Source organism: Paenibacillus brevis (genome assembly GCF_018919145.1).
GTDB lineage: Bacteria > Bacillota > Bacilli > Paenibacillales > Paenibacillaceae > Fontibacillus > Fontibacillus brevis.
The window spans coordinates 45800-57255 of sequence record NZ_JAHLQJ010000026.1 but is presented as its reverse complement, the minus strand read 5'-3'; the positions used below and the strand labels follow the sequence as shown (position 1 = coordinate 57255).

The window sequence follows — 11456 nt, the reverse complement described above, 5'->3', positions numbered from 1 at the left end:
TTTTGTTTTACATTTTTTTAAAAGGAGGCTTACCCTTAGTCATCATTGTTTATGACTTTTGGGACAGCCTCTTTAATACTTATTCAGATACGGTCGCCGCCTCTCGATGAGAAGAGCGAACCTTGCACACGATCTTCCGAATGCTCTCGTCGGACAGAAAGAACATTTGAGCCAGATCGCTCACGGAATGACCGGTATCATACAGCTTATAAATATTTTCATTACGTTTTGCCATGGATGTGCGGGTTCCGCTGAGTTCACCCCAGGAAGCCTTGGCGCATTCCGGTTTGGGTATGTACAGCAGTTCTCCCTGAATATAGCTTTGAAGCTCCTTCAATAGCCTAGGGGGAAGCACATCCTTCCCGTTTTTGTAGTTCACGATCATGATCCTCCTTATAACTTGCGTTCTGGAGTGTATTTACCTGGCTTTTGCTAGTGTTCATGGTCGCAACTCCCCCCTTTCGTTCGAATTAGAATTAAGATTTGGATTTATTTTAGCACATCATTGAATAAACGGAAATAAGAGGGGCCTGAAAGCCCCTCAACGTACGGGCTGTCGCGTTAAGCGACAGCCACCTCACTCACTGTAATCACTTCGATCAGCCCCCTTTCCAGTGATTCGTCGGCCCGACATCTATATTAACTCATATTGTCAGCAGCTTCGAAAGCGAAAGAACGTTTATAAGTGTTTTTTACCGTGTATGTGGGATATAAGTTGCAACTCACTCGTTGCCTTTCTACGTAGCTTCTTTAGTTCAACTGATATAGAATGGAAGTCGGAGCTGCATAGAGCTATAAGAAGTTGTTCAAAAGTCGATTTTTTGATTACGCACTGTAAGAAGAATATCATCGAATCAAGGAAGTGAAGGCAGTGGACTTATTTTCATTTCAACAGGAGCAAAATCCCTCCGGCAGGCTGCTCGCCGACCGGATGCGTCCGGTAACGCTGGATGAATATATCGGGCAGGAGCATATCGTAGGACCGGGCAAGCTGCTGCGCCGTGCGATTGAAGCGGACCAGGTCTCATCAATCTTGCTATATGGCCCACCTGGCTGCGGCAAGACCACATTGGCCCATATTATTTCGCACCATACCCAGGCCGAGTTTGTTCGTCTCAATGCCGTCGATGCTTCCGTGAAGGATGTTCGCGAGGTGATCGAGAAGGCTCAGAATGATAAAGCGTTCTATGGAACAAAGACGATCCTCTTCCTGGACGAGGTTCATCGCTTCAACAGTTCCCGGCAAGATGCGCTGCTGCCAGCGGTGGAGAAGGGAACGATTATATTTATCGGGGCAACGACGGAGAACCCGTTCCACTACGTGAACGGGGCTCTTCTGAGCCGTTCTACACTGTTCGAGCTCCAGGCGCTGACGAAGGAGCACTCGCTGCATGCTATGAAGCGGGCTCTGGCAGACAAGGACAAGGGATTGGGCCATATGCCGCTCCAGGTGGATGAGGATGCACTGCTGCATATCGCGGCCATGGCAAACGGCGACATTCGCCGGGCGCTGAATGCGCTCGAGCTGGCGGCTCTAACCACGCCGCCTGAGCAGGACGGCTCCGTGCACATCAGCCTTGCCGTGGCTGAGGAGTCTGTTCGCCGTCCTCTGGTGAAGGCGGACGAGTCCACGCAATATGATGTGCTCTCCGCGTTCCACAAGAGCATTCGCGGCTCCAGCGATGCCGCGCTCTTCTGGTTCCTTTATGCCGTCGAGAAGCTCGGCATGGACCCGATGACCTTCATCCGCAGGCTGATAGCGGCTTGCAGTGAGGATATCGGCCTGGCGAATCCCCAGGCGATGGTTCAGGCGGTAAGCGCCTTGGAGGCGTATCGCAATAACGGCTGGCCCGAAGCGAAGCTGAACGTGGCCCAGGCCATTCTATTTGCCGTGGAGAGTCCGAAATCCAATGGCGTTGTGGCGGCAATCTCGCGGGCGATGTCAGCGATCGAAGAAGTCCGCTCCGCCGAGGTGCCGCTGCATTTGCGGGATGCCCATTATAAAGGGGCCGTCAAGCTTGGTCATGTCGGGTATAAATACCCGCATGATTATCCTAATCATTATGTGAAGCAGGATTATCTGCCGGAATCCCTGCAGGGGAAAGTGTTCTATAAGGCAACAGAGCAGGGGAATGAGAGCAAGATCCGTCATAATCAAGAACTGCGGCGAACAGAATAAGAAGGGACAGCCAAATAAGTCCCCAAAATAAAAAAAAGTTGGGCGAGAACCACCGCAAGGGGGTTCCGCTCAACTTTTTGTCCGTTCACTTTGGTCAAAGTAATATGCGCCTATGCACTTAATTAGCCGTATGCACTAAACTCACCGTATGAGCGCCTGCGTCAGCAATTATAATGCCTTTTAGCACTAAATTAGTCGTATGAGCGCCTGTGTCAGCAATTATAATGCCTTTTAGCACTAAAATCGCCAGATGAGCGCCCGTGCCAGCAATTATAATGCCTTTTAGCACTAAAATCGCCAGATGAGTGCCCGTGCCGGCAATTATAATGCCTTTTAGCATTAAAATCGCCAGATGAGCGTCCGAGCCGGCAATTATAATGCCTTTTAGCATTAAAATCGCCAGATGAGCGTCCGAGCCGGCAATTATAATGCCTTTTAGCATTAAAATCGCCAGATGAGCGTCCGAGCCGGCAATTATAATGCCTTTTAGCACTAAATTCACAGATGAGCATCCACGCCAGCAATTTTAATGCCTTTTGACACTTATTTCGTCCGCATGGTCCCCATGCTTTATATCCAATCGAACTTGACAGCCTTATGATCCAGTCAAAGAGTCAGAATATACGCTCTTAGCGGTGCCGTCCCAGCTCAGGAACAGGCAGCTTTTCGGCCGCTTCGATAATCCCGCCCCCAAGGCAGACCTCTCCGTCATAGAACACGACGGCTTGTCCAGGCGTAATCGCCTTTTGCGGCTGATCAAACTGTACATACAAGGTGCCGTCTTCGCGTTTTGAGACCGTGACGTCCTGATCAGGCTGACGGTAGCGGAATTTGGCGGTGCATTTGAACGTATCGGCCGGCATATGGTCCGCTCCTGCGATCCAGTTGATATCGGAAGCAATCAGACCCGTCGAGTATAGGCTAGGGTGCTTGTCCCCCTGTACCACATACAAAATGTTGAGATCCAGGTCCTTCTCTGCAACAAACCAAGGCTCTCCGTTACCCGAACCGCCGATTCCAAGGCCCTGGCGCTGTCCGAGAGTATAGTACATCAGACCGTCATGCCGGCCCATAACTTCACCGGTCACGATGTCGATCATCTCGCCGGATTTGGCCGGAAGATATTGGCTCAGAAACTCCCGGAAATTCCGTTCGCCGATAAAGCAGACGCCCGTGCTGTCCTTCTTCTTGGCGGTATAGAGCCCTGCTTCCTCCGCAATTCTGCGCACTTCAGGCTTTGGCAAATGACCAATTGGGAACATTGCCCTGGAGAGCTGTGCCTGATTAAGTGCATTAAGGAAGTAGGTTTGATCCTTGTTGCTGTCGACACCGCGAAGCAACTTGTAAGTGCCGCCCTCATCGAGGACTCTTGCATAGTGGCCTGTCGCTACATAATCCGCGCCGAGATCCAGCGCTTTGTTCAGGAATTCGCCAAATTTGATCTCCCGGTTACACATCACATCCGGATTCGGAGTGCGTCCGCGCTTGTATTCCTCCAGGAAATAGGCGAATACTTTATCATAATATTCCCGCTCGAAATTCACGGTGTAATAGGGGATATCGATCTGCTCGCAGACACGGCGGACATCCTCGGCATCCGACTCAGCAGTACAGTTACCGAATTCATCGGTGTCGTCCCAGTTTTTCATGAAAATACCGATGACATCATAACCTTGCTGCTTGAGCAGGAGCGCAGTCACCGATGAATCGACGCCCCCGGACATGCCGACAACGACGCGGGTGTGCTGGTTGGCTGTATTCATTCAATCACTCCTTCAGGCTTCTTGAGCCTGTGTATATTTTATCAAATCTATCCCTGACAATCGATAGCTAGTGTCAAGCTATTCAGCGTGTTTTGCAAAAGCATCAGGATGTGTTATATTACAGAGATAAGTGATAGGAATAAGAAGGTATATTATTCTTAATCGACCAAAGGTTCATTATATAAAGTTTATCCGAAAAATGAAAGAGGTGGCTTCTTTGAAGATTTCTACAAAGGGACGCTATGGCTTGACCATTATGATGGAGTTGGCTGCCAAGCTGGGCGAAGGGCCGACATCCTTGAAGAGCATTGCGGAAAAAAATCAACTATCCGAACACTATCTGGAGCAATTGATCGCTCCGCTTCGCAATGCAGGTTTGGTCAAGAGCGTTCGCGGGGCATATGGGGGGTATATCCTGTCGCGTGATGCCAGCGAGATTACTGCAGGTGATATTATCCGCGTGCTGGAGGGCCCGATTTCCCCGGTGGATTTCACGGAGGAGGATGATCCTGCCAAACGCGACCTTTGGCTGCGGATTCGCGATAGCATTGCCGACGTGCTGGATTCTACCACACTGGAAAGCCTGGTTACGTACGAAGAGCACGGAGCTAAAGATTCCTATATGTTTTATATTTAATTTAAAACTTGAATCATAACCATCCAGGGAGTTTTCCTTGCTTGGGCAATTAAAACAAAGAGCCTGCAATAATTTGCGGGCTCTTTGTTTTTGCATGCCATCTTGCTTGAAGCAGCGCATACCTACAGAGATTCCAATATGACTGTCCGTAAATTCATTGTAAATTTTGATTAATAATGAGTCATTCCGCTCACAATAGCCGTAATACTTATTGTACATTCAGATTCTATAGAAGAGGTGTTGCTGGTGTGGCATGACAAGTCAACAGATTCTGTTCTACAGGAACTTGCAGTGAATCCAAGCGAGGGATTAACATCACAGGAAGCCGAGGCCAGACTGGCGAAGTACGGCGAAAACAAGCTGAAAGGCAAGCCCAAGAAAAGCCTTGTTGCCCTCTTTTTTGCTCAACTGAAGGATATGCTGATTTACGTATTGCTGGGCGCAGCCATTATTACGCTTATTGTTGGCGAATATGTAGATGCGGTTATTATACTTGCGGTCGTTCTTTTAAATGCGGCGATCGGCGTATTTCAAGAGCAGAAAGCAGAAAAGGCCATCGAAGCACTACAACAAATGACCACCCCCCGTACGCTCGTGAGACGGGATGGAGATATTAAAGAGATTGATTCGGTCCATGTTGTTCCGGGCGACATTGTAATTTTGGATGCCGGACGATATATTCCAGCCGATCTGCGGCTGATCTCGGGAGCGAATCTGCAGATTGAAGAATCCGCGCTTACCGGGGAATCCGTGCCTTCAGACAAGGATCCTGGCGCTGTCTTGGAAGGACCTAAGACGCCAATCGGTGATATGGCCAACATGGCATTCATGTCTACACTTGTTACATATGGACGCGGTGAGGGTGTGGCTGTCGCTACGGCGATGGATACGGAAATGGGCAAAATTGCAAAAATTCTGGACGAAGATGATCCAAGCATGACTCCGCTGCAAATCAAGCTCGAGGAGCTCGGCAAGGTGCTTGGCTACATCGCGATTGGCATATGTGTTGTCATTTTTGTCATCGGCTTGCTCCAGGGACGTGATTTGTTTGAGCTGTTCCTGACTTCGATCAGCTTGGCTGTAGCTGCTATCCCGGAAGGCTTGCCGGCCATTGTAGCGATAGTGCTTGCTCTGGGCGTAACCCGCATGTCAAAGCTGAATGCCATCGTGAAGAAGCTTCCTGCGGTTGAGACGCTTGGATCGGTCAATATTATATGCTCAGATAAGACAGGGACCCTGACACAAAATAAAATGACCGTAGTCAAGCATTACACAGCCGCTCCACTGGGTGAAGAACCTCCGGTGGAGATGATCAAGACCTTCGTGCTGTGCTCGGATGCTACCTTTGAAGAGGGCAAGGGAACGGGAGACCCGACAGAGATTGCTTTGGTCGTGTATGGTCAACAGCATGATCTAATGAAGAAATCGCTGGAAGCGGAATATAAACGGGTAGCCGAAAAGCCGTTCGATTCGGACCGGAAGCTGATGTCTACCTTGAACCAGACGAGAAAAGGGTATCGAGTACACACAAAGGGTGCGATTGATCAGTTATTGAAGGTGTCCACGACAGCCGTAGTGAATGGAGAGGTCGTGGCGTTTACGGAAGAGCTGAAGCAGCAGTACTTGCAAGCGGCGGAAGCAATGTCTGACGATGCCTTGCGGGTGCTGGCCGCGGCATTCAAGGATACGGAGGCTGTGATTAGCCCGGATGAGATGGAGAAGGAGTTAACTTTCCTGGGCTTTGTCGGTATGATCGATCCGCCTCGCCTTGAAGTGAAGGATTCGATCCGCGAAGCCAAGCTTGCCGGCATTACTCCGGTTATGATTACGGGAGACCACCGGAACACGGCCGTTGCTATTGCTAAGGAGCTGGAGATCGCTGCTTCAATCGATCAGAGCATGACCGGTGCGGAGATCGATGAGCTGAGCGATGAGGAATTTGGCCGGAAAATTCAGAACATTCGGGTTTTTGCTCGCGTATCGCCGGAACATAAAGTGAAGATTGTGAAAGCCTTCAAGGCTCAGGGAAATGTAGTCTCCATGACGGGCGATGGAGTTAATGACGCCCCTTCGCTGAAAAGCGCAGACATCGGTGTGGCTATGGGGATTACCGGAACAGATGTATCCAAGGGCGCCAGCGATATGATTTTGACAGATGATAATTTCACTACGATCGTAAAAGCCATTCGGGAAGGACGAAATATTTATGCCAATATCCGCAAGACGGTTACTTTCCTCTTGTCCTGTAACTTTGGCGAAATCGTAGCCATTCTGGCTTCAATTATATTTTTCTGGCCGTTGCCGTTGCTTGCGACTCAGATTCTCTGGATTAATCTCGTTACTGATACACTGCCGGCCATCGCGCTGGGTATCGATCCGGGAGAGAAGGATGTCATGAAGCGCAAGCCGAGAGACCCGAAGGAAAGCTTCTTCTCGAAGGGAGTAGCAACTCAGGCTGTACTTGGAGGGCTGCTCATCGGAACGTTAACACTCGTTGCCTTCTATCTGGGGCTCAGAGAGCACGGATACAGCCTTGGAGCTGGCTCCATTCCTGAGGATGTGATGACATACGCCCGCACCATGGCCTTTGTCGTACTTGCGGCTTCCCAATTGTTCTACTCCTTCGCCAAGCGGAGTTCGACCAAGTCGATCTTTGAGTTGGGTCTATTCTCTAACAAGTTTCTTGTGCTGGCAGTCGTTGCTGGTTTTGCACTACAATTCGCTTCGATTACGATTCCGTTCCTGGCCGACGCCTTTAAGGTACAGAACCTGAGTCTGGCTGACTGGGGGATCGTCATCGGTCTCGCCTTGGTGCCTCTGTGCATTAACGAAATCATCAAGCTTGGCACGCGGCTTCGGGCAAGAAATTAATCGGATTGTCGCTGCTTTTGTAGAAAACCTCTTATCAGGCCAGGTTACGCTGTACAAAACCCGGGAAACATATTAAGATGGGGATGCACTTGCGACGGTCGGATTAGATAACAATACATGAATCACAGAACCCACTGTGGTATCAACACGATCGCCGTCCCGTTCGGGACGGTATTTGTGTTTTTCAGCTCGTTGCTAAAAAAGTGCAGCAGGAGTTGCTATCCCTGAAAAAAATCAAGGTGATGAGATAATGAATACAATATATCTTGATCATGCGGCTTCGACGCCCGTTCATCCTGAAGTTGTGGAGACGATGCTGCGTGTGATGAAGGAACATTACGGCAATGCTTCGAGTGTGCATGCTTTGGGCCGTGCGGCCAAGCGTCTCGTTAACGAGTCGAGAGAGCAGGTTGCCTTGTTGGCGGGATGCCGGGTTGAAGAGCTTGTCTTTACGGGCGGGGGAACAGAAAGTGACAATCTGGCCTTGTTCGGTGCGGCAAAGGCGAATCAGCATCGCGGCCGTCATATCATAACGACCCAAGTGGAGCATCATGCCGTACTGCATACGTGCAGACAGTTGGAGAAAGAAGGCTTTGAACTGACATACCTGCCCGTGGATAAGTACGGAAGAGTACATCCTGAGCAAGTAGAGGAAGCGATTCGTCCGGATACGATACTCGTCAGCGTGATGTACGCCAACAATGAAGTGGGGACGATCCAGCCGGTTACAGAAATTGGGGAAATTACGGCCGCCCGAGGGATCCTGTTTCATGTCGATGCTGTACAAGCCTTTGGCAAGCTTTCCATCGATACAAGCAAGCTCGCGGTAGATTTGATGAGCTTTTCCGCCCATAAGATCAACGGCCCGCAGGGCGTCGGAGCATTATATATCCGCCAGGGCACACCGCTTGATCCGCTGTTCTTCGGGGGACTTCAGGAGCGGAAGCGTCGGGCGGGAACCGAGAATATTGCCGGCATGGCCGGTTTTGCTGCGGCTGCTTCGTTAGCTGGCAAGCAGCTTCCGGTGCTCAGGGAGCAGGATGAGCATATGAGATTAAGCCTGCTTCAAGCACTGAATCTTCATGTCGGTGCCGAGAACTATCATCTGAACGGGCATCCTGAGGCTGGATACAGATTGCCGCATATTGTGAATATCAGCTTTCCGGCGTGTGATACAGAGACGATGCTGATGAATCTTGATCTTGAAGGTATTGCGGCTGCCAGCGGGTCGGCTTGCTCATCAGGCTCTCTGGAACCATCCCATGTGCTTGCTGCCATGAATCTTCCACAAATATTTTTGCGTTCAGCGATTCGATTCAGCTTTGGTTTGGGTAATACTAGGGAAGAATTAGAGAAAACCGCCGAAAAAATTGGAACTATACTGAACCGTCTTCGTAATAGAAGATAAATGGGCTTCTGCACGTTTTTTCGGGGAGGAGGTTAGCTCGTAATACAGGGGATCCACAAGATTGCCCATACAGGAGGATCCATCGCATGAAACTTCAGGAATTGACAGGTTTGGCCGTATTTGATGTAGAAGACGGTAAACAGGTCGGGGATGTCCTAGATGTCCTGCTGAATGAACAATGGAACATCGTCGGCATTTTGCTGGAAGGGAAGCAAATGTTTTCATCCAGCGTGAAGGTTGTGTTCTGGGATGACATTATCGCTTACGGCGAAGATGCCGTAATGATTCGCAATAGACAGGCAATCCGCAAATGGGAAGCCGAGAATATACAACTTACCTTTTTATCGGGCAACGGGAAATTAAAGGAACTTCCGGTTCTGACCGGTGACGGTACGATGCTTGGTCACGTTAGTGATGTTTATTTTGACCAGGAAATGGGAAATACAATTACAGGGATAGAAATCAGCGACGGCTTAATCTCCGACCTGATGGAAGGCCGCAAGGTGCTGCCCTACATAGACGGCATGATCAAGGGCGAAAATGCAATTATGGTGCCCCCCAACAGTGATGAGCTGCTTGAGGCACCTTGAATCTGTTAACGGATAGGTGATTAATGAAGATGAAGTGTCCAAATTGTAGCTCTAAGGATATCGGGAAGATTGGATCCCATCAGTTTTATTGCTGGGGTTGTTTTATTGAATTGACGGTAAATGGAGACAAGATGTCAGTGTATCAGGTGGAAGAGGACGGCACGCTCAGCTCGCTGGATGATTTGTTCTTTGGCGACGAGGTTATGCAGGATTATCCGCAAATGCATTTGACTTAAAGCAAAATAGATATCGGTTTGAATGCAGCGGTGGAGCGTAAAAAACTCTTTCCGCTGCTTTTTTTAATTCGGTCAAGGAAATCGGGGAACCACAGCGATCGTAAGAACACTTCACACGCTGCCTCCATCGCATAATCATTCGTTCATCTGCATAGTTCAAAGTGCCGCGGCAAAAGCTACAACGGACATTTAAATAATGACAACAATGATCATGACGAAATCACATTTTCAATTGATTGATAATGAAAGCGCTATGAAATAGGATGGAGTTAAGAAGAGCACGAGGGCAGAGCCCCTCAAGCTTTCGATATAAGCTTCCAAGGAGGTTCAAAATATGAGTATGGAAACAACAGAAACAAAATCCGGTGGCGGGGTAAGAGTACGGGTCCAGCAATTCGGGCGTTTGCTCAGCGGTATGGTGATGCCGAATATCGGCGCCTTTATCGCTTGGGGTCTGATTACCGCTTTGTTTATCCCAGATGGATGGCTTCCAAATGAAACATTAGCCACATTGGTAGGCCCTATGATAACATACCTGCTTCCGCTCCTCATCGGTTATACAGGCGGATCCATGATCCACGGCAAGCGTGGTGCAGTTATCGGTGCAATTGCGACGATGGGTGTCATCGTGGGCGCATCCATTCCAATGTTCTTGGGGGCAATGATTGTAGGTCCTTTGTCCGCATGGATTTTGAAGCAATTCGATAAGTTGGTTGATGGAAAAATCAAGTCCGGCTTCGAAATGCTCGTCAACAACTTCTCGCTGGGTATTCTTGGTGCATTGCTGGCGATCGCCGCTTTGACCGGGATTGGTCCTTTCGTTGAAGTAATCACTAAAGCGTTATCTTCAGGCGTAGACGTTCTGGTAGGAGCAGGCTTGCTGCCGCTTGTAAACGTTCTGATTGAGCCAGCCAAGGTACTGTTCCTGAATAATGCCATTAACCACGGGGTGTTGGGCCCGATCGCGTTGGAGGAATCGCTTCGGGTTGGTAAATCCGTAATCTTCATGCTTGAATCCAATCCAGGTCCTGGTCTTGGCATCCTGCTTGCTTACATGCTGGTAGGTAAAGGATCGGCTAAGCAATCTGCTCCGGGCGCTGCGATTATTCACTTCTTCGGAGGTATTCATGAGATTTACTTCCCTTACATCCTGATGAATCCTCGTCTGATTCTAGCCGCGATTGGCGGCGGTGTTACTGGTACATTCACGTTCCAGCTGTTCAATGCAGGTTTGGTCGCAGCTCCAGCGCCGGGCAGTATCTTTGCTTACATTGCCATGGCTCCTAAGGGCGGCTTGCTGGCGGTGTTCTCCGGTGTTATCACGGCAACGATCGTATCGTTCCTGATTGCGGCATTGCTGCTGAAAACGGGTAAACAAAAAGAAGACGATACTTCTCTGGAAGAAGCTGCCGAGAAGAGCCGTCAAATGAAGGCTGCCGGCGCTTCCGCCGCTCCTGCCGCGCAATCCGGCGTTCGCAAGGAAAATGTGAACAAGATCGTATTCTCTTGTGATGCAGGAATGGGCTCCAGTGCCATGGGCGCTTCGATCCTCCGCAAGAAGATGCAGGAAGCAGGTATTAACGTAACTGTGGTGAACTCGGCAGTCAGCGAAATTCCTGCGGATGCGGATATCGTCATTACACAGAATCAATTAACCGAACGCGCCAGAATTGCCAAGCCGGATGCCGAGCATATTTCCATCGATAACTTCCTGAAGAGTCCGAAGTACGATGAGCTCGTTGACCGTTTGAAAGGCTAACAGCATTCGTGAT

The 11456-nt window shown here is 49.6% G+C and carries 9 protein-coding genes and 1 pseudogene; 7 read left to right on the top strand and 3 right to left on the bottom strand.

Going from position 1 to position 11456, the window contains the following annotated elements; translation table 11 throughout:
* Nucleotides 1-79: 79 nt before the first annotated feature.
* Nucleotides 80-379, bottom strand: coding sequence for a CD3324 family protein (locus tag KQJ23_RS21495; RefSeq protein WP_216480962.1), 300 nt, complete (start codon nt 377-379; stop codon nt 80-82).
* 492 nt (nt 380-871) lie between these two features.
* Between KQJ23_RS21495 and KQJ23_RS21490 the strand changes: the two genes are divergently transcribed.
* Nucleotides 872-2179: a replication-associated recombination protein A gene (locus KQJ23_RS21490; RefSeq protein ID WP_216480961.1), complete on the top strand. Its 1308-nt coding sequence runs from the start codon at nt 872-874 to the stop codon at nt 2177-2179.
* 118 nt (nt 2180-2297) lie between these two features.
* On the opposite strand, the gene KQJ23_RS21485 is transcribed toward KQJ23_RS21490, so the two are convergent.
* Nucleotides 2298-2681 carry a hypothetical protein gene (locus tag KQJ23_RS21485; protein WP_216480960.1) on the bottom strand — a complete coding sequence of 128 codons (384 nt, stop codon included), beginning with the start codon at nt 2679-2681 and terminating at the stop codon, nt 2298-2300.
* A 127-nt stretch (nt 2682-2808) separates the two neighbouring features.
* Nucleotides 2809-3942 (bottom strand): tRNA 2-thiouridine(34) synthase MnmA, encoded by a 1134-nt coding sequence (gene mnmA / locus KQJ23_RS21480; protein WP_216480959.1) that lies wholly within the window; start codon nt 3940-3942, stop codon nt 2809-2811.
* Between the two features lie 217 nt (nt 3943-4159).
* Here mnmA and cymR point away from each other — a divergent pair, with 217 nt between their 5' ends.
* The 6 genes and pseudogenes from cymR (at nt 4160) to KQJ23_RS21450 (ending at nt 11443) form a co-directional block, all read left to right on the top strand.
* Nucleotides 4160-4579 carry a cysteine metabolism transcriptional regulator CymR gene (cymR, locus tag KQJ23_RS21475; protein WP_216480958.1) on the top strand — a complete coding sequence of 140 codons (420 nt, stop codon included), beginning with the start codon at nt 4160-4162 and terminating at the stop codon, nt 4577-4579.
* A 240-nt stretch (nt 4580-4819) separates the two neighbouring features.
* Entirely contained in the window at nt 4820-7450 is a 2631-nt protein-coding gene (locus KQJ23_RS21470; protein ID WP_216480957.1) for a cation-translocating P-type ATPase, read from the top strand.
* A 250-nt stretch (nt 7451-7700) separates the two neighbouring features.
* Nucleotides 7701-8858: a cysteine desulfurase family protein gene (locus KQJ23_RS21465; protein ID WP_216480956.1), complete on the top strand. Its 1158-nt coding sequence runs from the start codon at nt 7701-7703 to the stop codon at nt 8856-8858.
* A gap of 86 nt (nt 8859-8944) precedes the next feature.
* Nucleotides 8945-9464 (top strand): annotated as a pseudogene (locus KQJ23_RS21460) (PRC-barrel domain-containing protein).
* Nucleotides 9465-9477: 13 nt separating this feature from the next.
* Nucleotides 9478-9684 (top strand): hypothetical protein, encoded by a 207-nt coding sequence (locus KQJ23_RS21455; protein WP_044479640.1) that lies wholly within the window; start codon nt 9478-9480, stop codon nt 9682-9684.
* A 334-nt stretch (nt 9685-10018) separates the two neighbouring features.
* Nucleotides 10019-11443 carry a PTS mannitol transporter subunit IIBC gene (locus KQJ23_RS21450; RefSeq protein WP_216480954.1) on the top strand — a complete coding sequence of 475 codons (1425 nt, stop codon included), beginning with the start codon at nt 10019-10021 and terminating at the stop codon, nt 11441-11443.
* Nucleotides 11444-11456 lie beyond the last annotated feature (13 nt).

What these genes read in the sequence shown, in the direction of transcription:
- KQJ23_RS21465 (WP_216480956.1), top strand. Translation starts at nt 7,701, where the DNA reads ATGAATACAATATATCTTGATCATGCGGCTTCGACGCCCGTTCATCCT.
- mnmA (WP_216480959.1), bottom strand. Translation starts at nt 3,942, where the DNA reads ATGAATACAGCCAACCAGCACACCCGCGTCGTTGTCGGCATGTCCGGG.
- KQJ23_RS21450 (WP_216480954.1), top strand. Translation starts at nt 10,019, where the DNA reads ATGAGTATGGAAACAACAGAAACAAAATCCGGTGGCGGGGTAAGAGTA.
- KQJ23_RS21455 (WP_044479640.1), top strand. Translation starts at nt 9,478, where the DNA reads ATGAAGTGTCCAAATTGTAGCTCTAAGGATATCGGGAAGATTGGATCC.